Source organism: Cytophagales bacterium, from assembly GCA_033344775.1.
Classification (GTDB): Bacteria; Bacteroidota; Bacteroidia; order Cytophagales; family Cyclobacteriaceae; genus JAWPMT01.
The window spans coordinates 488,362-511,949 of record JAWPMT010000002.1 but is presented as its reverse complement, the minus strand read 5'-3'; the positions used below and the strand labels follow the sequence as shown (position 1 = coordinate 511,949).

Below are 23,588 nucleotides of genomic sequence, written 5' to 3'. Positions count from 1 at the left end.
GATGGCAAACTAATAATGGTATCTAACAAAAGCCTCGATGGCCTCGTATTCTGTCAGACCTAAACTATCATAAGTCTGGGCAGTCATTTTATTTCGATCCTCTGCTCGTTGCCAAAATTCACGAGAATCAGAACCAGGAAAAACAGGTGTGTCTTTTTGTGACTGGTGTTTGAAAATGGCTTTTCGTTTCTTCATCAGATCAGACGGACTGATTGGGATGGCCATTTCAATTTCATCAATCGGCCATTCTTGCCATGCACCCCGATACAACCACAAGTAACAATCTTCAACCCATGCTGCATTTGCGTCTCTTTCCTCGCGTAGGGCCTCCAAAATCACATCCAGGCAAACTTTGTGCGTACCATGTGGATCCCTTAGATCGCCAGCCGCAAATACCTGATGTGGCTTCACCTCGTCGAGTAGTTTTTTGACGATGGTCACGTCTTCCGATCCCACTCCTCTTTTCTCCACCTTGCCAGTTTCATAAAATGGGAGGTTCAGGAAGTGGATTTTATCTTCCTCTAATCCACAGAATCTTGCGCCCGCTGCCGCTTCTCCTTTACGGATCAAGCCTTTGATGGTACGCACGATCGGAATATCTGGATCGCCCTGTTTCTTATTGGCAAGACTTTCGTGTACGGCATTCTTTAATTTGAAATGATCTTCTTTCAGGGTCCCGGTTGCCTCCAACAGGTCCATGGCGAAATCTGCGTAGCGCATGGCATCATCATCAAATACTGCAATATTTCCAGAGGTCTGATAAGCCACATGCACTTCATGTCCTTGCTCAACCAGCCGCAGGAAGGTACCCCCCATGGAAATAACATCATCATCCGGGTGAGGGCTAAACAGAATCACTCGTTTCCGAGTGGGAGTCGCTCTCTCAGGACGATGCTTATCGTCAGCATTGGGTTTACCTCCGGGCCAGCCCGTAATAGTATGCTGTAGTGCGTTGAATACTTTGATGTTCAAATCGTGCCAATTGCCATAATAGACAATCAGATCACCAAGATCATTTAGCTTATAATCATCTTCAGTAAGTTTCAGGATCGGTTTATTCAATTTCTGACTCAACCAGATCACTGCTTTCTTCGCTTTCTGATCATCCCAATCGACCAGCGACACCACCCACGGTGTTTTGATCCGGGTCAATTCCAAAGACGCATTTTCGTCGATCAACACTTCCACATCTCCATGATTTTGAAGGAACGTGGCAGGAATGTCTTTCGTCACCGGGCCCTCTACTGCCTTTCGGACAATTTCAGCCTTCTTCTCTCCCCATGCCATCAAGTAGATCTTCTTGGCTTTGAAAATGCTTTTGATCCCCATAGTGATCGCTCTTCTAGGTACCAGGTCTTCCCGAAGGAATTCTCTTGTCGCATCTGCAATGGTCACCGGATCCAGCTTAACCAACCGTGTCAAGGTATCAGCATGTGAAGGTGGTTCATTGAAGCCCACGTGACCTGTTCTACCAATACCCAGCAACTGAATATCTATGCCTCCATATTGATCAATCTTATTCTCGTAATTTCTACAGAACTCTCCAATTTGCTCAAGTTCAATGGTTCCATCAGGAATGTGCACGTTTTCAGGCATAATATCTACATGATCAAACAAATGATGATGCATAAAGTAATTGTAACTCAACAATGACTCCTTGCTCATCGGATAGTACTCATCCAAATTGAAGGTCACCACATTTTTGAAGCTCAACCCCTCTTCGTGATGCATCCGTACCAATTCCTTATAGACATGAACAGGTGACATACCTGTAGCAAGGCCTAATACCGCCATATCGTTTCGGGATTGCTTATTGCGGATCAACGTAGCTATTTCATTGGCCACTTTCACACTGGCTACCTTCTCGCTAATATGGATGCTTACTGGTAGTCGCTCCAGGGTTTTCGAAGAATCATCAATTACAGAAGTCATCATGCTATTTCAAATTGAGTTTAGAGAATAAGATGATACAAATATAGTAAAATATTTTTAAGTGTGTTCGAACACACTAACAATTTGTTCGAACACACGAACTAAAATTGGAGGATTCAAAGAATTGTTGGTACCTTCGTCAGGTCCAAGTGCCTATGTCCGAAAAAAAGATCACGATCAAAGACATTGCGAAGCTGGCTCAGGTTTCAGCAGGTACCGTAGACCGGGTTTTGCACAAGCGCGGGAAAGTCTCCGAGTCCAATCGAAAGAAAGTGGAGGCTGTGCTGAAGGAGATCAATTACGAACCGAATCTGATCGCCAAGACGCTGAAGAACAATAGAATATTCCGACTGAATGCCATCATCCCCTCCTCAGCTCAAGATGAATATTGGCAAAAAGCCAGACGAGGATTAATGGCAGGTCTCAAAGAATTCAAGTCCTTTGGGATTGACATTCAAATCATTGAGTTTGACATTGATCGATCCGATTCATTCCAATCTGCTTGTCAGCAAACGATCAATCAAAAACCGGACGGTGTATTGGCAGTGCCCATCTTTCATGATGATGCCCCGCAGCAATTCAATGCATTTGATGAAGCTGGTCTGCCCTACATGACCTTCAACACGCACCTTCAAGCCTTGAACCCCACATGTTACATTGGTCTGCATCACTTGAACAGCGGACGACTAGCTGGACAATTGTCACTGGTGCATTGTAAAAAACCAGGCGCAATGGCCATGATCCATGTAAACGAGCATCCGGATAAGGCAGATCACGCGCGTGAAAAGGAAGATGGTTTCAAGTCCTACCTGGAGGAACAAGGATTCGACCTGAAGGACTTTCACAGTATCCGCCTGAACGAAGGCCCCTCCTTCCAAAAAGCATTATCATCTGCACTCGACAGTATACCAGACCTATCAGCTGTACATGTCAGCACCTCGAAAGCCTTTTTGGTTCAAAATACACTAAAAGACATTCACCCTGCTTGTACCCTCTCTGGTTATGACCTGGTAGCTTCAAACGTCGAACTTCTCAAGAAGCATCAGATCCAATTCCTGATCGATCAAAAGCCCGTTGAGCAAGCCTATCAAGGTGTTGTCAGGTTTACGGATCTACTGATTTTCAAGAAGCCAGTCGAAAGCGAATACCTCCTCCCCCTCAACGTGGCATTTGCCGAAAACATCGATTCGATGTTATCCACGGTGCACGCCGAAAAAATCCCTTAACATTTAATTAAAATTATTTGGTAGTTCCCAATTTGGTGTTACTTTTGCCGTCCACATCGCGGGATGGAGCAGTTGGTAGCTCGTCGGGCTCATAACCCGAAGGTCGGAGGTTCGAGTCCTCCTCCCGCTACTAAGACAAAGGCTAACTTGAAAAGTTGGCCTTTTTTTGTTGTTTAAGTCTGTATTCGCAACCATCCCAAAAATTCAGATTATCAAAGCTCGTCAGGTTATGAGCCCGAAGGTCGGAGCCGGGTCGCCGGTGCGATTCGAGTCCTCCTCCCGCTACTATCATAGGACAAGTTTCAAATTTGAGACTTGTCCTTTTTGGTTTTTTGCAGTAACTCATTGATATTGAATAGTTTAATTGAAAAATTTCATTGACTCTTTGGGTTCGAGAAACCTTGTTTTTAAAGTCGAACAGTATTCCTTCAGGGAAGATCACATTTTGCAATGCCTTTTTAAGCTGAAAACCGCTTTTAAGCCACAGAATCGATATGTTTTGGGATATTCTTACACCCTTACTAATAATTTCTTGTAGGTTCGAGAACTCTGAAATTGTATTTTCAGAATCCTTCAATAATTGAGCCTTTTCTTGGTCCAATTCAGCCTTAAACAAATCATAGTCCTCTTTGCTAATTAGATCAAGAACCATGTATTTTCTCTTTAAGCTGGTTAGCCTGGAATCTATTTCAAGAACTCTCTTTTTAATCAACTCTTGTGATTCCACATCTACCTTATAGATGTCTTGAATTTTATCTCTGATGGCGAGGGCAAGAAGATCGGCATCAATGGCCTTGTCTAGCTCAATTTCCCTTAGAAGGTCAACAAAGCTTTCATGAAGCTTTTCCGCTCTAATATTCTCTCTGCTACCCGTTCTATTATTCTTGTAATAGTATAACCCTTTTTTCCTTACACAATAGCCTGAGTAGGAAGTTCCACAATCGAGGCTTCGAACGAAATTGTTAAGTGGAAGATTTTCTTCATCATTGGAACTGTCATACCCCTTTTTATTCCGCTCTAAATCTCGGTTAATTTTAAGAAAATCTTTTTGCGATACCAAAGCCTGATGATTCCCTTTCACAACTTTCTCACCAAGCATGTTATGGACAATGATTCCGCAATAAAATGGTTTTCGCCACATTCTACTTAGAGCTTGTTTGGTGAAATTGACTCCCTTCTCTCTAAGAAATATAAGTATTTCAGAATCTTTCGATCCAAGCGCCTTCTTCTTCCAGGCTTCCTTTAGTATTTTCCCTTCTCCATTTATGACAATTTTCTGTTCCCCACTAATTTTAGTAGTATCCTTCACTCTTGGGCCAAAGTGATCATATCCACGTGGGACTCGTCCAAGCCAATTACCATTTTCAACGAAGCTAGTCATTCCTGGCACGGTCATTTCTAACCTCTCAATATTCTCCTCACGAGCTTTTAGAAGTCGCTCATATATTTCAAGCTTTCCCCGCTCGGTCAAAGTACTCTTACCACTAGAAACTTCAATAAGGTGGACCCCTAATACTTCTATAAGCTCTGTTGCTAAAGAGATCGCATGCCCACCTGTTCTGGAAAACCTACTCATCTTATACAGAAGTATGGCAAATGGCCGCCTCCTAGACCTTTTCACGCTCTCTATAAGACTTTTGAACTCTCGCCTGGTGAAGTCTCCTCGTGCACTCTCATAAGTCTCTCCAAAAGTTTTTGATAAGATATATTCATTCTTTACGCAATATTCAATACCATACTTTTTCTGATTTTCAAGACTCTGGTTCACATATTGATCTTTAGAAGATACTCGTGTGTAAAGCCATACATTCTTATTTAAGTCAATCTCATCCGACTTCTTATGTATGAATTTATCAAACTCTTTCAGGTGCTTCATAAATGACATGTTTTACAATGATTTCAGCTAATCGATCCAATTGACCAATTATTACTTCTGCTTCTTCATCCGATAAATCTCTATATCTAGTCTTTTCTCTTACTTTTTCAATGGTTAATCTTCTTGTCTTTTTACTCTTTTTTGAATTAGACATTTCCACTCTGTCAATAGCACTCTCATGTGGATTACATCAAGAATACAATGACCGCAATACGCCTGATTATTTATCATAGCTATAATTTCTTTTTTAATGTCCTTTGGATAGAAACAACCTTTCCATTTTCCTGTCGAAGGTCAATGTTCTGAAAATCATCTGATTTGAGCAACAATGGATTGCTTAAGCTTTTCTTCGAAGCTGTTCATCTTTTTTTAACCCGCATGATTTTATACGGGGTATAAATAAATTATGTTTCTAAATAACGCTATTGATTGCGTTATTTACTTATTCTCCAGTGATTTGATGTATCTCAGATAAAGATCGTCTTTTGCTTCCCGTTCTTTCTTTAATTGTTCCATTAAATCGGTTTGGTTTGCCTGAGATAGTTTGATTTCTGCCAAATACTCTTTGGTTATTTTTTTTAGCTCTTCTGTCCTGTCTAAGAGTTCTCTTTCAAGCTTCATATAGCTTAATTTAATTTCCTGTAGTTGATTGGTAAGGCTCTGTTGAAATTGAGCTGGTATGGTCTTTACAAGTTGTTCCGCTTTATGGAAGTGATAATGCGTATCTCTATGGCTATGTTCCGCGCTAGAGGCTCCATTATTGTAAATGTTTCCAGAGAAATCACCAGCCCCTAATTGAAGGTTCGTGTTATCGTTTCCGGAGTTGGAGAAATCCATATTGATGGTCTGCCCCTCAATTGACCGTTTGAGGTTTTCCTCATTGAACATATCTGCCTGATAGATCAGCTGAATATTTTCATTGTAGAAAAAATTAAGATCTATCCCACAAAGTGCAGCAAGTCGTTTGACTTGCTCAGCCGATACATCCTTTGACCCTTGTCTTATCCTGGAAATCGTATTGGGATCCTTTCCGATGAATTCACTCAACGACCTGGCGGATTTAGGCTCCATACCTGCCACCTTATGTACATCAATCACGTGATCAACAGCCTGAATGAATCTTAGGTTAATGCCTTCTAGTTTGTTGTCCATTTAATTTAGCGCTTAGGGATTTCAGTGTTGTTTATTTAGTTGCTTCGATTTCGTTTGAACTCGAAAGTTATCGTTTTAACGAATAGACCGCCCAAAACGATGCTTTTTTACTTTACTTTTTATTTACAATTTCTTGTCCAGCGAATTTACACTTTAATTTGAATTAAGCATAGTCTTAATTCATAATAGTGATTTTATTTTCATAATAATTAGCTTTTTAATTCGTATTTGTTTTATGTTTGATGTAATAAAATACATCATACAATTCAACAACTACAATTAAATAGGCTTTATGTACAACAAAGAGGAAGTTCTACATCTTAAAGAACAATTGACGGCCCACTTTGATAGTTATCCTCGGCTACTTCAAGAAGTAACGGGGCTGACAAGGCCCACGATTAATAAGTTCTTCAATCATGAGGATTCTGTAAGACCTTCAAATGAGGATTTGATCTACAGTACAAGTATCAGACTGATCAAAGCGAAACAGAAAGTTCGCAATGAAATGTTCGATGAACTTCAACAGTTAACTAAATCAGGCAGTAACAGGTCCGTCAATAGTAAATCGTCTTCTAAACTTTCAAAATGATGCATGAGGTCGAGGATAGTATTAGGTCATCGGAATTATTCGTTGCTGAATTTCAGAAGTGTATTTCGAAAGTAAATCCCGGATTAATCTACAGGGCTTTGGACAAACAAAAGTCAGAGACCTGGATAGATCAGAGTGAGGTAATGGAATTGCTACAGATTTCCAGCGGCATTGAATTCAGGAAGCTACTACCTATTGCAAAAAAGCTAGGGTTGATTACTTATGAGCATCAGTATATCATTAGATATTTCAAACCAAGCGTCGTGTCTGTCAAGGAAAAAATGTAATTGAAATGATTCAACTAAAAGAAAACAAATCAAAGATCTGGTTTAAGATTTTACAGGCTGATGCCACACCTATCGATGGTTCGTCAGAGGTATGGACCATGCTCTACAGAGAGCGTAAAGGAGAGTTAACCACCTTTCCTGGAGAATCATCAAGAAACGTCAATGCTCAAGGAGAATGGTACATCAATCCCGCCCTTAAAAGTGTATCGTGGTTAGTAAGCGATCCAACAACATTGTATAAACCAAATAGTAATTTAAAGATCTATGTGGCTCAGTTAATTGATGCTCCGATTTATGAAGAACCAGGAATGATTTGGGTTCATCGGGCCTACTTGCTACGAGAAGCGACTAACCTGGACCTTAAGCCCTTTGGCTTGTTCAGGGCATTTTCACAAATACTCGGATAAGGCAGGATTAAAGGAATTTAAAGTTTGATCAGGGCTTAACTCCAGTTAAGGCCGCTGATTGCCGAAAGTGAACTGTAGTACTACACACAGTAGCTCTTTTTTAACGTAGCCCATCCCAGGATGAACCTGGAGAGTGGATGTTCAATTTATTTAAAGGTTCGACAAATAAAATGATCGTCCTTCATTACAGCATTGCATTCAAGGCGCTTGATGCATACATTAATTTGTACAATAGCCAAACAGAAGAGCTATCCGGGCAGGTAAGACAAAGTGTAACGGCAACAGCGAAAGAACTGATACGGCTTTATGGGGTATCTCTTATCAAGGCCAATGGAGTTGGAGAGGTTGACCCGGATAATCTACCTTCTTTAAAGACCAATAATGTCCAACTGGCCACATTATCCCATTCCAGTAGCCGAACCATTCAGCGGCATATCAGCAAGTTGATGGAAGCGGGTGTCATTACCCAAAAAGTATGGCATGGCAGTAATGCTAGTTATGAGTTGTGGATAAACCCTAAAATACTGTGTGTAACCAGAAAAAAGAGCCAAAATGAGCTAAAAATAGAGCGAGATGAGCAATTACGAAAACAAGCTCTGGAAGCTCAGAAAGCGCATTTTGAAAAGGAACAATCGACAAAACGTCCTCATACAGACTCTGGTAACACTGGAAACACTAATAATATAATAATGGATGTGGTTAACTCCATGAAAATACCTTCGGGTGAGGGCATCAACAGCCGAAACGTCTCAACTGGCAACACTTCAAAAAGGCGTGAGCATGCGCTCACATGTCCTCAAGCCTTTTCAGGCTACACTGGCAACACCCTTGCGGGACACACAGGGGAAAAAGTGGCAATTAAAAGCGAAAAGGCGGCGGGCCGGGCGGCGGCTGTGGATAAGTGTGAGTTATCCGAAAAAGCCCACAAAGATGCAGGGGAAAAAGGGCGGCATCGAGTTGGAGAGGAAAACGGGGATAAATCCCCTGAAAATCAGGCTCGGGCCGCCACTTCCTTTTACGCAGAAAGGCTTTGGAATCTGGCAAAAAATGTGCTTTACAAGGATGTATACCTCACTGAAAGACAGGAATTAGCCGCAAAGAGGTTACTTCGACAATGGTATGAACCAGTAAGTGACGACCGCCTGACAAGAGTCCATGAAATTTATACGGAGCGAATCATCCTGGTCCAGAAGTTCATTCAAAAAGACCCTGAGAATCGATTTGTACAGTTACCTGACCGATATTTTGATCCAACGAACCGTCATGGCTTCACAGGAACGAAGAAGTGGTGGGAAGTACAGGAAAAACGCAAACAAGAGGTGCAGCTCAAGCTGATTCTGAACGCTCAGGTTCGGCGCTATCTCAACAATGAAAAGAAAGATACAGCCAAGAGAAGGCCATCACTGGAAATGTATCGGGACTGTGAACAGCGAATTGGAAAGCTCCAAGATCCACTCTTACTGAAGCAATTCCACGCCACGATTCTATCCAATCACTCAAACCTCCAATTGCATCCAAATCAATCTAACACGATTTCAATTGAATAAAAGTCAAAAATCAATGAATAAAACAATTAGAAGCAAGCAATCAACGCCTATCAAACAAAGGTTAACGACCATCATAGATTCGATTAATGTGGACATATTCGGATATGAAAAGTTGGTCAATCAAAATGTTCAACGGTTCATAGAGGAAACGGCGAGTAACGCTGGAGTAAACCCGCAGACCATATTTGTGCGGATTGTCAAACCAGGTCAATCATTGCGGGTATTTCTTCATACGGGTGCGCAACAAATCCAGGAATTGACCATCAAAGACCTGGTACTCTTTTTTGTCGGATCAAGCTCTGTCGTAAATCCTGCCACAGTTGCTGATCGAGTGATTTCATTCATGGATGCTTACGCTCATGAAAAAACCGTAGATGTGTCCAGGCTTCAGATACACATTATGAGCCAGGATAAGCACACCCTTGTGAGGAGTTTTTGTGATCAGGAATTCGTTGAAGATATCCCTTTGAAGCAGCTGATCAATCAATTCAAATCCTAACAATCTTGAAGGAAATGGAAAGACCTACTTATGGATGGAAGCTTAATAAGCACTCCTTTAGCAAATTGATCGTCCGGTTCAAGGACGGGAACATTCGCACCTTTTACTCGATAGACTGGAAGAGCAAAAAAAGTCAATATCGTGATCGGGAGGTTGGCCTGGATCGACTAAGGAACCTGGTCAAAAAATATGGTCCCATGACCAAGAACAGTGAAATCTATGACCTGGATTCAGGTAACATAATTGCGAAGTTCCTTGAAGGAAATGAAGTGAGTATTGATCATAATCAAAGGAAAGGACAATAAAAGCATGCAGCAAATCAAAGCACTAAAAGCACAATTGAAAGCTGAAAAGTTTGAAGATAAATATCCTCTCTATGACCTCAATGACGGAAAGGTCCATGTACTATACATCTGGCCCTGCCTCAATGGAACAGGTTATTATCGGTCTATTGCACCGGCTTTGGAACTGAATAAGACTCATACGCATTGTGCCCTGATTTCCGGCATTCATTCGTGGGATTTCAACAAGCAGTTTGATGATTATGACAGTCCGGTAGATGAAAGGCTTATCCAATGGGCGCATTATATCGTGTTACCAACCATATTCACTGACGTGGAATACATCATTCGAGCATTATTGGAAATCAATGATGACCTCAAGTTTGTGATGGATCTTGATCAGAACTTCCATCAAATACCCAAAGACCATCCTGATCATGACAAGATCAGTACGGAAATGAAAAAGCAGTTACTAAAGAACATTTCCAGAATGGATCTCATGACTGGAGCATTAGAAGAATTGCTGGACTACTATGACTCATTACTTGAAAAGCACTTCCCGAATTCCACAGTCTTTTTGGAGTATCTTCCCAACCTGATCTCTACGTTGACTTACGAAGAGATTGAACCCCCCAGGAAAGGGAATCAAGGACGGAAACGGATAAACAATTCAGCCTCTTGGCGACCAACCTCTGAAACTGTAAGAATTGGGCTAATTGGAAGCTTAGCGTCTGCAGAGGACATATTAAATATCCTTGAATCTCTTAGGGCTATCCAGAATAAGTATTGCGAAAAGGTCGAATTCATCTTCTTTGGTTGGGATGGTCAATTGAAGGGAGAGAACAAACTGGTAGATCTCAAATTCAAGTATGTGAAGTCTGTGAGTTTTACCGACTACATTAATATACTTAAGGATTTATCACTGGATATCGCGTTGTTACCCCTAAGAGATATCTCATTCAATACAAAAGGCAAGTCTGCTATTAAGTATTTCGAGCTTTCGGTATTTAGGATACCCGTGATTGCTTCCAGTGTAGCTCCCTATTCAAAAGTTATCAAGCATGAGGAGACTGGACTCCTGGTTAAAGAACCAGAGCAATGGACAACAGCTATGGATTCACTCATTCAAAATGAGCGTTTTCGTAAGAGAATTGGCAAGGCTGCTTCCAGGGCTGTGTGGCGAATGAATGCTTATAATGATGCAAATATTGGATTATATCAATCAGTGTTCATTTAAAATCAATGAAATGCTCGGCTGAAAAACATGCTTAGTGAGCCTTCACCGTTTTGTTGGTCATTAAATAAATCTTAGATTCGTAGGGGTATATGAGAAATAGAAAAAACAAAATTCCTTCTCTTCTGAAATTAAGCGCTATTGAATATTATCTGTTACTGCCCATAAAATCTAATTTTTATGCCAATCTCTTTTAACGCGATTGATTGCACACCTTTAGTCATTGATAATGAATTCGAAATTACAGATGAAGGGAAGTTGGCAAGTTATGTGGCTGAAATAGTTCTTGGACGCTATGCCAACGTGAAAAGGGTTCTTAAATCACTAGCAACAACTAGCTTTCGAATAACTGAAGACGAAGTTTCCTACGCAATCGCACGTTTAGATGCAAAAGATAAATCTGACAAAGACATAGAGAAAAGAGATGGTTGGATATTTCAAATTATTTCATGGCTTGCACTATTTATTGAAAGCTCAGATCAAGATTTTTACAACCAACCGCCACACGATGCGCCGGCACAGCATGGTTTAGATGGAATTGCCGTAACAATTGGCTCAGATAAAAAAATTGAGGAAATAGTCATTACGGAAGACAAATTCACCAAAAACCCTAGAAACCTGATTCAGCGACAGATTTGGCCGGAGTTTAGCGATTTCGAAATGGGCATTCATGATAATAAAATTGTGGGAAGAATTTCAGCCTTATTAGAGCATTTAGATGGAGGGACAATTCTGGAGATCAATCAAAATGATTTGTGTTCAAAAGAACTTAGGCGTTATAGAGTTGGAATTAATCGTTTGTCTTATCATGCTGATAAAAAGGGAAAAGAAACGCTGTTCAATGAATATGACAAGAAGGTTGTAGGGTCTAATCCTCATAGAAGATTTGCTTCCACGATATATAAAGATGACATTAGAAAGTGGATGGACGATTTCATTTTATTAGTAATAGAAGAATTAAAAAAGAAGAAGCCTATCCATGTATAATTCTGTTACAGAAGAGAAAATAAGACAAGTTCCTCAAATCGGAAATATTGATATTTCTCGTCTTCCAATGGAGTTGACAAGGATTTATTCTCGAATAATTAGTATTAGAAGGTATATTAGTAATGGAACTATTGACTTAATTGATAGTGATATAATAAACGATGTGACATGGTTGCAGAATCTTGCGAGTAACCTGGAAACAATCCTCATTACCATTCCTGACCATGAAAATAAAGAGTCAATTGCTTTTGTTGCGGCAACTGCTCATAATCTTATTTTTCGAGTCAGCAGAATTTACAATTTTACTGAAACTTCTGATCTGAAAATTGATGCCATTTCCAGACTCGTTTCTGCGTCAATTTTATTTTTAATTGGCAATAGTCAGGCTGACGCGGCGGAGATTTCATCTAAAATTAATGTAACCCAAGATACGAGTCCAACCAGAAGCAAGATGGTTTTTTTTATTAAATCACTTGCAAGAGGAGAATTATCTCAAATAGTTTCTACTCAGTTCATAGAAGATGAAATCACATTTGATGATGAACTTGAGGCAGCTCAGGATTATTTATGGAGAGAACTTGGATTAGGCATTCAGTCTATCTCTAAAAAATTGACAAAAAAGCCTTCAGAAAATCAAGAGGATCATTTTCAAAAAGTTATTGATATTTCATCGATTGATATCTCAATACCAATTCAAATTGATCTTTTTACTGGCCCACTTCATCTTGCCAAACTTCTTAAGATTCTCGAATCGGATATTCTTCTACGAGGGGTAGTAAATATTCCTCCCCCAAAAGGAATCGACTCAAATAATTGGACAGAATTTCTCCAAAAAATAGCAGATGAAAGACCCTATCTATGGGAAAATCACTTTGATGCAGTAAAAACTGGTTTTATTGAACCTGGAAATTCAGCTATTCTTACTCTCCCTACAGGTGCAGGCAAATCGACTTTAGCGGAACTTAAGATTGCGTCAACACTTATAACCGAAAAGAAGATCATCTATTTAGTTCCAACTCATGCACTCGAAGATCAAGTAAAAAAAAACCTAAAGTCTGTTTTCAAAGATTATGAATCTGAGGTTTTTGAAATGGATTCTGAATATTCTGAGATCCTAGAAATAGAGTCATTCACGATTAATGTGATGACACCTGAAAAATGTCTCACTTCATATAACATCAACCCAAAGATTATTGAAGATGTAGGATTAGTAGTATTTGATGAATTCCATTTAATTCATGGAGTCGATATTAAAAGAGATAGAAGATCGCTTGATGCGATGTATTGTTTAATCACATTATTAACATATATTCCTCATGCTGATTATTTATTAGTATCGGCGATGGTTGAAAATGGTAATGAGATTGCAGATTGGATAAAGTCTATAACTGGAAGAAACTGTTTCTCATTTAATTCATCTTGGAAACCAACAAGACAATTACATGGCTCATTAATTTTTGAACAAGAAGAAATTAATTCTTTAAGAAAAAAAATAAATCTTGCTAAATCTACAGCAACAACAGTAAATCCTCCATCGCAATTGCAAAGCGAAATGACTATCGGAGCTTATTGCCTATTTAGCTTAAGAAATATCTGGGAAACTGAAAATGAAGATGATTATATTAAGATCAAACCAATTGATCAGGATGTTAGACTTGCTATAAATAAAGGCTGGCGATTAACATCTAACCGTAACGATGTAGCTTCCAGACTGGGTTCATATTTTGCTGAGCAAAATTTGAAGACTCTGATTTTTGTAGACAATCCCATAATAGCTAATTCTACAGCAAATAAGGTAAGTGATCTTCTGAAAGAAAGAGAAAATTCGTTTACATCATATATTTCTAATAATTATGAAGTGATTCAAAGTCTAAAAGAGGAGTTAGGAGATTTTAAATATTCCTATTTGTATAATCGTGAGAACGTTGGTGTTCACCATGGCCTCCTTCTTCCGATAGAACGCAGCTTAATTGAGAATTATTTCAGAGCGGAACAAGGCTCAATTGTATTAGTTGCCACTGCAACTCTAGCACAAGGGATAAATCTACCAGCGGAAATGGTAATAATAGCTGGTGATGATAGATATAACGATGACACTAATTTTAGAGAGCGAATTCCTCCCCACGAACTTCTAAATGCTGCTGGCCGTGCAGGTCGAGCAGGTCTTTCATCACAAGGTGGAGTGATCGTAATACCCGGAGAAATTGTAACTATAGATGGAAGTAACATTTCACCAAGATGGTGGGATTTAAAAAATGAAATTTTCTCAAAAAGTGATCAATGCCTTAAGGTAGAAGACCCTTTGGAGTTTTTTCTGGATTCACTTCAAGATGACTCTCATGATTTGACAACAGCAGAAATCAATTCATTATATCGTTTCAAACCTGAAAACATTTCAGAGAATGAAACAAAACAAATGTTAAAGAATTCTTTCTATTCATTCAAAGCAGTTCAGTTAAATCAGGAAGAAACATTTGATTTCCAAGTTCAAAAACTTCTCGATAGAAGAAATGAGATGGATTCGTTATCCGAAAACCTTATTTGGTCAAAAGAAATTAGCTTCAAAACCGGAATTGACCCTGATTTAATTCTTGAACTCTCAAACGCTATAGATAAAATTCAATTTGATGACTTTATCCAATACTCTGTGAGTCAATACATTGATTTTCTTATTAATTGGCTTGCTGAAGATGAATTTAGGATAAAAGGAACATTCACGAAACAAAATACTATCTCTCAAATAAACAGAGTTGTTGGACTAAAACCTCAAAATGAAGATTTTGAAAAAATCAAAAATGGTCTAGCTACATTGAAAGATTTGCTAAATGAATATATTCTTGGGGCAAACATGGAAAAGCTGGACAGTCTTATTCCCGGTAAGAGTGATCCTTTCTTGACCAAAACTCGAAATTTCATAATTCGGTTGATTCCGGAAGTTAGTTTTGCTTTTGGATTATTGTCTATGGTTATTATTGAGAAGGCTAAACAAAATGGAAAGGTAAAAGAAGATTTATCAATGAACATTAGGTTTTTGGCCAGTTGCATAAGAGAAGGTGTCGAATCTTCGACTAAATTATTTTTCAAAAGAAATTTTAAGATGATTTCTCGTGTACAAACCCATGCGGCATACGATGGAGCGTGAATTAATTCTACCAACAAAATAGTATCACCTGAATCCTTGATATGATCATTTGGATTAGAAACTTCAGTGCTCCAATCCAATTGCTCGGATTTTAATTTTGGTTTCTGCTTAATTCACACAAATCCTTTTTATTTATCCCCCCTATAAATTATCCCCTCGGCAAGAATTGTCTTAATTCCAATTCACCACCTTACCTACTGTTGGTACCACGGTACGAAAGTGTACCTTCTTCAAATCAAGAGTGTAATCTAGATTTAATCTTACAATTAGGCAGATTAATCACTTCCTAATTGCAATGTAACCCTCCAAGGTTCTCTAAAATCAATTGCGAGAACCTAAAGAGGCTCCTTAAGGGAGACCCAAGATTTGAATTCTATGATTGAAGTTACAGTTACATTTAATGAAGAAAAAGAACGAGATGAATTGTTCTTTAGTAAGGAACTCCCTAAGGAGACCGCAACTTTTCTTAAGGAAAAAATTGGATTAAGGCAGCATTTCAAAAGCCCAAAAAAATGGCTAGGTAATAATCACCCTGCTTACCAGAACTATGTGCAAGCCCTGGAGGAAGCTCTTGCTAAGGGAGCCGCCATCGAATCGGTGCCTTTGCTTCCTTCCTTTGAACCTTCCTTAGCGAACATCAATCAAAACAGGTTTAGTTACGTAACGATCTCCTTCGGTAAGGAGAATAACATTAAACAGGAAGATTATGTTGTATTTGATCCCTTTAAAAAGGTTTCCACTTTTATAGCTGAATCTTTCGGTAGGCAAAAATTCGGAAGTGCCTTTAAGAAAGTGCGTGTTTTTCCAAAGAAACAAAAGGTTAAAGCAAGAGCACTCTTTAAGGAGGGAAAGATTCTTACCGCTGTAGCCAATGGTCTCAACGGAGAGGTTTCCTTAACAAATGTTGAGATTCCAACCCCTGGAGCAGAAATTCCTAAGGAATTCTCGGATGAAGAGGGAAAGATTCTTACCGCTGAAGCAGATGATCTCAACGAAGAGATTTCCTTAGAAATTGTTGAAATCCCGACCCCTGAAGCAGAAATTCCTAAGGAATTCTCGGATGAAGGAGGAAAAACACTTGCCGCTGAAGCAAATGACCTCAACGGAGAAGTTTCCTTAACAAATGTTGAGAATTCAACACCTGGAGCAGAAATTCCTAAGGAATTTTCGGATGAAGGAGGAAAAACACTTGCCGCTGAAGCAGATGATCTCAACGGAGAGGTTTCCTTAGGAATTGTTGAGATTCCGACCCCTGGAGCAGAAATTCCTAAGGAATTTTCGGATGAAGGAGGAAAAACACTTGCCGCTGAAGCAGATGATCTCAATGGAGAGGTTTCCTTAACAATTGTTGAGATTCCGACCCCTGGAGCAGAAATTCCTAAGGAATTTTCGGATGAAGGAGGAAAAACACTTGCCGCTGAAGCCAATGATCTCAATGGAGAGGTTTCCTTAGGAATTGTTGAGATTTCGACCTCTGGAGCAGAAATTCCTAAGGAATTTTCGGGTGAAGAAGGAAAATCACTTTCCGCTGAAGCTGATGATCTCAACGGAGAGGTTTCCTTAGGAATTGTTGAGATTCCAAGCCTTGAAACAGAAAACCCTAAGGAGTTATCGAATGAAGAAAGAAAGCAACTTGTTAAGCAATTCATTGCTTTTGCCACAAAACGAGAAGAGGATTTCCCGAAAGTGCACATTGACGATCATGAATTACCGATTCTCTTTTCAGTATGGCTAAGACACAACTACCCGAACTACTATCACCTGAAGGGTGAGATTTGGCCTACCATTCAAAAGATCGGGGTACAGTCAGGACACACTGGGTCAGTAGCTGAGCGACAATTTTCACGGACTGAAGAAGGCTTGGTCAATTCCAAGGGAGCACTAGAAGAACCAAAGGATTATCCCGAACTCATTGAGGAGCATTACTCAGACTACCTTGATCGAGTCATTGCTCACATGCATGATGATTATGCAGAGAACAAGCGAGTTACTAAAGGCCAGGTCGAAAAGCTGGCAAAAGCGTTAAAGGTTTTAAACATGGGGATCATGTGGGAAGCGGTGGAGTTAAGCTGGATGCTATGGTATCGTGCGCTTTACCGGGAGCCGATCCCCTTTGAGCATCGACTGGCGAAGATGATCCATTTCTGGCATCATGTTCAACCTACATACGCCTATTCCGATAGTTCAAAGGAGATCTACAAGCAATACTCCACTCCATGCCCCATTGGTGCCATTGTAGCTGAATACACAGGCATGAAAAACGCCAGGCGCATTTTTGAGCCAAGTGCCGGAAATGGATTGCTTTTAGTCGGCGCTGATCCAGCAATGACACATGCTAACGAAATTGACAAGACAAGAATTAAATCCCTGGAGTTTGTTCAGTTTTCAACGATTACCTCTTTCAATGCCGCTGAGCCATTTGGAAAAGCACTGGATCGATCCTTTGATGTAGTCGTCACCAATCCACCCTTCTCACGATGGGAAGAAGAAAAGTATGACAAAGTGCATATCATCGAGACCTACTTTCATAATCACATAGGTCTAGCCCAAAATATTCGCTTGGAGCATGTGATGAGTGGGTTAGCGCTGCATACTATGAAGGACAATGGACGGGCGGCCATCATCATCATGGGATATATCTATTTTGGTGAAGATGGTCTGATCGCTAAATACCGTCCATTTTTTAATTGGCTGTTTCGGCATTATAAGGTGGATGATGTAATCAACCTGAACTCTTTCAAACTCTACAACAAACAAGGGGCCATTGAAAAGACGATGCTGATCCTCATTTCTGGTCGTAAACCCAAACCCGAAGGTGTCGCACCTCAATTGTGGCAACGGCCCGAATTCAATGAAATGGTCAACAGCTTTGAAGAACTCTGGCAACGGGTAAACCCACGCCTGATAAACCAAACCCAGGCCAACTCCCAATCCAAGGGCGATATAGATCAAGTAATCGAACAACTAAAAAATGAATTAGAACCATGATTTATTACAACAATCAATTAATGAGGTTAGGCAACCTTATGAGGTTATTCCTGGTAAGAAGATCCTGACTTTTGATACCAATGACCATGATTTTCCTGACTGGAAAACGGTGAGTCCCGATCATATCAAGGCAGAGGTAAAAGCTGATTATCGACGATGCGTCAGGGAATTTCATGCTTTGTTTGATCAGGAGGCCGGTTTGCATCAATTCAACCTGGTCACAGCTGACACTTGTAATATGCAGGGATTACCTATGCTGAAGGTCATTTTGTACTATAACGCCATTCGCTATATCAAGCAACTTGACTGGTCAGTTCCCAATGTCGTTCATCGCTACTGTACAGGACGATTGAAAGTAAGCACCATGAGTGATTTCTTGAAACGTAATTACGGACTGGAGCAATACACCAAGTATTTAGGTATCAGAAAGGATGAACCCAAGAGATACTTCGGAAACCTTGCTTCCAAAACGGCCAAGGTACAGGTCAAAATGCCCCTTTATGACCTGGGTTTTGAGGAAGAGGATGTGAAGGATTTTTGGGACAAACAGGCTTTTCAATTAGAGATCAGGGACAAGAAATACCTGGGGAACTGTGTCAATTGTCATCTGAAAACAAAAGCCAAGAAAGTAATGGCCAGTCGTGAATATGAACTTCCTTTTCTTCAACAGGCAATTCTTGAAAATGCCGCTGGAGATACCATGAGAAGAGTCAAAGGTCATTCGGCAGAAGAAATCCTTTTTCAAACTACAAGGCAAGAATACACTAATCAAATAGAGGAAGAGGAACTCTTTTGCTTTTGTTAGAGCTTTGAATCAACGAGGAGCAGGTGTTTGCTTTAAAGAATGGAATCAATTACTTCAGATGAAAAAGTCTTTTTTTGGAAGAATACCAGATGGTCTAATTTAACCATTGTGATAACTAGATATGTAGAAGACTTTTGTATCGATCCTGAATTCAATTCTACTGCCATTAGGCATTTGAATGGAGCATTGAAGGTCAATGTTGAATTTCACAATAGAAAAAGTGCAGACTTTACATTAGGTCATCCATTACAGCCTCTTGAATGGTTGAATCAGCGATTCAATCAACATTGGATTTCTTGTCGGTTCTATGATAATACAGGATTTTGCTTCTTACTTTTTAAAAACGAATTCAAACGGGATAAAAAGAAATCTAAAAAGCACTTCGTATATGTGCTTGAACTTGAAAACAACAAATTCTATATAGGTTCTGCGGTACGCCTGAAGAATCGATTTCGACAACATTTTACCCAGGAATCTAAAATTGAATTCATCAAACGAAATCCAATTAAGGGTGTTCACCAGGTGTTAAGCACCTATCACAGTGACATTAAATACAAAGTTCATTTTGAAAACTATGTTACCTACCAATACCTCCTGATTTATGGTCCCGAAAATGTTCATGGAGGTGACTTTCTAAATAGTACTGAAAATAAGATGGACAAGATGAAAAACTATCAGACGAGAATGGACAAACAACCATTTATCGATGAGTTTTCATACATCTGGAATAATCTTAGAAGTTCATTCTTTTATGAACCATAAACAATGCACTAAAAGTTACATCGCATAACAACGAATTTCTTTTTGTAGAAAGCATCGGATCAAAAGCCAACCATTTTCTGTGAAAACAAGATAACACAAACACCAAACCGTTTTACGTTCATTAGCAAATCCGTTACCTACATGAAGTTTTTCGGTACGTTCATGAAGTTCTTCTGGACTTTATAAAACCGTTTTTGTTCCTTAGTTGAAACTTCTTCATAACAAGTTCAACTTTCGGTATGCAAAACAAAGCCCTAACACTTTTTCTATTTAGCTACTTGCTGTGCCTGCCAAGCCTGAAGGCACAGATTGATCCCGGAGATTTTGTCACGATCCCCAAGTCTCCTGAAGCCGCTGCATTCAGCGCTTACGGTAACCAATCCATTTCCATGTTTACCGGAGCTTCTTCGGTATCGGTTCCCATTGGCTCAGTATCAGGCAGATCTCTTGCCATTCCTGTGAGTCTTACCTATAGTGGAGGTGGAATCAAGGTAGAGCAGCTTGCCACAGAAGTAGGCCTGGGTTGGAATCTCCGAGTTGGAGGTATGGTAACCAAGGAAGTGAGGGGGCTACCAGACCATTACATCACCGGTAGCCATTATACGACGTACAGCCCTGATCCTTTTCCTCAAAGACAAAGCAGCAGTGAACTACTAGGAGACTTTAGTTATCAGGCATACTTCGAATTATTCAAGTCTCTTGAAATCCAAAGAGGGGATGTTTTTCCCGCTGATGATAACCTCATTGAAGACTTCTTGCAATACAGGGATCGGGTGATCAAGCGAGAGATTGACACGCAAGTTGACCTCTATTCCATCAACGTACTGAATGTCTCTGCTAAAGTGTACATCGATTATGATTCTGATACCGGAAACCCGCTTATAAAGAAAGCCTTGGCGATTGATGATCCCACGCTGGATGTAGAAGTAACATTTGCCTCAAATGGCACCACACACAGCACAAAAATTGCCTCATGGAAAGTTCGGGATGCCAACGGGAACACTTACCTATTTAATCACGCCGAAACCACTGAATCATTTGACGACAGCTCAGACTTCATTGATCATTTGAAGCACAATTCAGCATGGTACGTCTCTCAAATCACTTCTGGAGACAAACGAGACACCTTCAACTTTTCGTACCTGTCACCGACTCCCTGGAGCGCTCAACAACCCGCATTGAAAAGAGCCATTTACACGGATTGGCATAACAATGCCCCGACGGACCCAGATTGTAAGGCCGCTGAAACTTATACGATGAATTCCCAGATTAACTATGTCATCAGTCAGCCCTTTCTGAATAAGATCAGAAGGAATAACAAAGACATGTTGGAGCTAAAAAGACAGACTAATGATCGAAAAGACCTGGCGGGAAGAAAAGCAGTAGAAGAAATCATAATCAAAGACCTGACTTCCCAGAATACGCTCCAAAGGTGTGAACTAAAGTACAGTTATGCCGGACCGGATGAAAATGGTCCAGATTGGGAAAGCAGGCTCCTTTTGGATGAAGTTCAATTGTTTGCAGCAGCTTCGGCCAATCCTCAGAAGTACACTTTTGAATATAAAGACCGCAATTCTATCCCTTCAAGAACAAGCAATGCACAGGACTATTGGGGCTTTTACAATGGATGGGGAGGGAACAACCTCTTTCCTAAGAATAGTGACTATGATGATGCGAGTCATTTAACAGGTGTCAACCGAGAATCGAGGGTAGCTTATGCTACTGTTGGCATGTTGTCAAAGGTTACCTATCCTACAGGAGGATATACCGAGTTTTCCTATCAGCTTCCCTGGGTCACGGGAAGTCAATTAGTGGAGAACAGAAAGTATCTGGGAAGGCTTACCGTTTCTGGTGGTGAAACCGCAGGCACCTATTGTGATGATGGCGTACTTGGTATTCCCAATTCTGCAACCGACAATTTCAGGTTAACTCAATCCGGGACTTACACCGTTGAGATTTCTGTTACAGGTAGCAACTTCCCAGTTCAAACAGCTCCCTTATACTTTGCTGCACTCACTGATGCGTCAGGGGTCAATGGGGATGGCAATGACTATTGCGATTTTGTAAATAACAGTGCCATTGTGACAGAATTCCGTGAAGACGGGGCTGTGGTTGCTGTTTTGGAACAAGTAACCCTTGGTCCTGGGATCTACAACATGTTGCTGGTCAACAACATCTTTGGTGTAACCATCACCATGGACATTTATGAAGAAACAACTTCAACGGTCAACCTGAATGTTGGTGCACCCAGGGTATATAAAACTCTGGACTATGAAGCGACCAATGCATTGGCTAAGACTACCTATTACTATTACGGTGATCTATCTCTAAAAAAGCCAAGTGAGATCACTAAATCATTTCTGGAGTCCAATGCGGCTTCCAGTGCGCAGCTTCATCAGCCACGATTATTTGAAAGGATCTATGAGCCTTTTGGAGACTGTCAGTACCTACAACGATACGCCAACAATCAAGCGACTCCCACACCGAATGTCATCACTTATTCGACCGTTTCACAGGTAGATTGGGACGAGATCAATGCGGATTACAATGGCGTTTCGGTTACCTATTTCGAAAACAGAAGTGAAGCGCAGAGTATAGATCCCTATATCAACTACCATCAGATGAATGGTCGAGTGACGGACCAGGCCATCTACAGAAAAAACACCACCAATGATACACATGCCAAGGTTGAAGTAGTCGCCAATGAATACAGCGTTGAGTACATCGGTGAGGGCTTTCATGGCTTTTGGTTCAAACAGATAGCCGATATTGATAACCGTGACATTATGATCGTTCAGGCCGATAACACCGGCGATCATGTGTTTTTCGATTACGTGGATTGGCTTGAAGGCGATCAGGCTCCTTGCATGTGGGTTGGGCCAGGTTGTTTTACCCGAACCTCCAAGAAATGCTGGAAGCCCTGGTGGGGCGGCACTTCTGCAATCTGCAACAAGTTCCTTGCCTCCAATCCTGCTCAGTTCTGGGTCAATGTCTTTTCGGGTGTGGGGAATACACAGTACGAAGGAGAAATATGCACCTCCAATGTCTCCTGTTTTAGAAGTGGCCCGATGCCCATCCATCAGCAACGCACTTTGGCAAGTAGCAGGTATTTCATCAAGCTCAATCGAACCTTAACCACCTCTTATGATGATGATGGCAATCCTTTGAATCAGGTTACCCAATATATGTATGATCCTTCAGTGTCCTATCAGGTCAGAAGCAAGTCGGTTTTCAACAGCCTTGGTGATGAAATCACGGAAACCTTTAAATATCCTGCTGACCTTTCTGAAACAGAGCTATTGGCCAATCACCGAATTGCTGAAGTGTTGGAAAGTAATGTAACCAATGGCCAAACATCACAGCTTAGCAGAAAAGTTGAGTTTTCGTCCTATGGTAATTATCACCTGCCTGATCGAGTATTGCTAGGCAGATCGGCTTCAGAACGAGAAGAACGGATTCAACTGGATTATGAAACGGCATCCGGCAACCTGATAGAAGTAGTCAGGGATGGATTGAAGACCATCCAGCTTTGGAGTTATGATGGCACAATGCAGGTGGCATCCATTGCTGATTACTCCTACGCTCAGCTTACCACCGACTTGAATGCCATTTCTTCTTCGATATCGAATTTGGAATCACAAACCAGTTCGGCAACCATTGAATCGATTCTATCGGATCTCAGGAATGAAATACCAGATCAGGCCTTGATGACGACTTACTTGTATGATCCGGGGATAGGCATATCCAAGCAGATAGATCCGAATGGCTTGGTTATCACCTACCATTACGATGACTTTCATCGGCTTTACCAGGTCAAGGACCAGGATCAGAACATCTTGAAAGAATACAAATACAACTACTCGAACTAAACGCT

At 40.5% G+C, this 23,588-nt stretch carries 17 protein-coding genes and 1 tRNA gene; 14 read left to right on the top strand and 4 right to left on the bottom strand.

Translation table 11 applies throughout. From position 1 onward, the window contains the following. Window positions 1-9 precede the first annotated feature (9 nt). Window positions 10-1,935, bottom strand: coding sequence for a glucosamine-6-phosphate deaminase (gene nagB, locus R8G66_06575; protein ID MDW3192007.1), 1,926 nt, complete (start codon window positions 1,933-1,935; stop codon window positions 10-12). Between the two features lie 152 nt (window positions 1,936-2,087). On the opposite strand from nagB, the gene R8G66_06570 reads away from it, so the two are divergent. Both R8G66_06570 and R8G66_06565 read left to right on the top strand, forming a co-directional pair. After that, entirely contained in the window at window positions 2,088-3,158 is a 1,071-nt protein-coding gene (locus tag R8G66_06570) for a LacI family DNA-binding transcriptional regulator (GenBank protein ID MDW3192006.1), read from the top strand. A 57-nt stretch (window positions 3,159-3,215) separates the two neighbouring features. Then, window positions 3,216-3,288: transfer RNA gene (locus tag R8G66_06565), tRNA-Met, on the top strand. A gap of 12 nt (window positions 3,289-3,300) precedes the next feature. Here the strand turns inward: R8G66_06565 and R8G66_06560 are convergent. The 3 genes from R8G66_06560 to R8G66_06550 form a co-directional block, all read right to left on the bottom strand. Next, a complete protein-coding gene (locus R8G66_06560) occupies window positions 3,301-5,034 on the bottom strand; it encodes a recombinase family protein (GenBank protein MDW3192005.1) in 1,734 nt (577 codons plus the stop codon). Next, the gene (locus R8G66_06555; GenBank protein MDW3192004.1) at window positions 5,012-5,188 is read right to left on the bottom strand and encodes a hypothetical protein; all 177 of its coding nucleotides are present in this window, start codon (window positions 5,186-5,188) and stop codon (window positions 5,012-5,014) included. Before R8G66_06555 ends, R8G66_06560 begins: the two co-directional genes overlap by 23 nt. Before the next feature lie 284 nt (window positions 5,189-5,472). Beyond that, window positions 5,473-6,186 carry a helix-turn-helix transcriptional regulator gene (locus R8G66_06550; protein ID MDW3192003.1) on the bottom strand — a complete coding sequence of 238 codons (714 nt, stop codon included), beginning with the start codon at window positions 6,184-6,186 and terminating at the stop codon, window positions 5,473-5,475. Window positions 6,187-6,771: 585 nt separating this feature from the next. Between R8G66_06550 and R8G66_06545 the strand changes: the two genes are divergently transcribed. From R8G66_06545 to R8G66_06490, 12 genes are all read left to right on the top strand, one after another. After that, complete coding sequence (locus R8G66_06545) at window positions 6,772-7,062, top strand: hypothetical protein (GenBank protein ID MDW3192002.1); 291 nt, start codon at window positions 6,772-6,774, stop codon at window positions 7,060-7,062. Between the two features lie 5 nt (window positions 7,063-7,067). Further along, a complete protein-coding gene (locus tag R8G66_06540) occupies window positions 7,068-7,469 on the top strand; it encodes a hypothetical protein (protein ID MDW3192001.1) in 402 nt (133 codons plus the stop codon). Window positions 7,470-7,639: 170 nt separating this feature from the next. Next, window positions 7,640-9,016 (top strand): hypothetical protein, encoded by a 1,377-nt coding sequence (locus R8G66_06535; protein MDW3192000.1) that lies wholly within the window; start codon window positions 7,640-7,642, stop codon window positions 9,014-9,016. Window positions 9,017-9,029: 13 nt separating this feature from the next. Further along, window positions 9,030-9,515 carry a hypothetical protein gene (locus R8G66_06530; protein MDW3191999.1) on the top strand — a complete coding sequence of 162 codons (486 nt, stop codon included), beginning with the start codon at window positions 9,030-9,032 and terminating at the stop codon, window positions 9,513-9,515. A 14-nt stretch (window positions 9,516-9,529) separates the two neighbouring features. Further along, window positions 9,530-9,820: a hypothetical protein gene (locus tag R8G66_06525; GenBank protein ID MDW3191998.1), complete on the top strand. Its 291-nt coding sequence runs from the start codon at window positions 9,530-9,532 to the stop codon at window positions 9,818-9,820. Beyond that, window positions 9,792-11,033, top strand: coding sequence for a glycosyltransferase (locus R8G66_06520; protein MDW3191997.1), 1,242 nt, complete (start codon window positions 9,792-9,794; stop codon window positions 11,031-11,033). Before R8G66_06525 ends, R8G66_06520 begins: the two co-directional genes overlap by 29 nt. 177 nt (window positions 11,034-11,210) lie before the next feature. Continuing rightward, entirely contained in the window at window positions 11,211-12,017 is an 807-nt protein-coding gene (locus R8G66_06515) for a hypothetical protein (protein ID MDW3191996.1), read from the top strand. Continuing rightward, on the top strand, window positions 12,010-15,159 hold the full coding sequence (locus R8G66_06510; GenBank protein MDW3191995.1) for a DEAD/DEAH box helicase: 3,150 nt from the start codon (window positions 12,010-12,012) through the stop codon (window positions 15,157-15,159). The genes R8G66_06515 and R8G66_06510 overlap by 8 nt, the downstream gene beginning before the upstream one ends. A gap of 375 nt (window positions 15,160-15,534) precedes the next feature. Further along, window positions 15,535-18,147: an N-6 DNA methylase gene (locus tag R8G66_06505; GenBank protein MDW3191994.1), complete on the top strand. Its 2,613-nt coding sequence runs from the start codon at window positions 15,535-15,537 to the stop codon at window positions 18,145-18,147. Window positions 18,148-18,256: 109 nt separating this feature from the next. Next, complete coding sequence (locus R8G66_06500) at window positions 18,257-18,952, top strand: hypothetical protein (protein MDW3191993.1); 696 nt, start codon at window positions 18,257-18,259, stop codon at window positions 18,950-18,952. A gap of 108 nt (window positions 18,953-19,060) precedes the next feature. Beyond that, entirely contained in the window at window positions 19,061-19,714 is a 654-nt protein-coding gene (locus tag R8G66_06495) for a GIY-YIG nuclease family protein (GenBank protein MDW3191992.1), read from the top strand. Between the two features lie 239 nt (window positions 19,715-19,953). Continuing rightward, window positions 19,954-23,583, top strand: a complete 3,630-nt coding sequence (locus R8G66_06490; GenBank protein ID MDW3191991.1) for a hypothetical protein — start codon at window positions 19,954-19,956, stop codon at window positions 23,581-23,583. Window positions 23,584-23,588 lie beyond the last annotated feature (5 nt).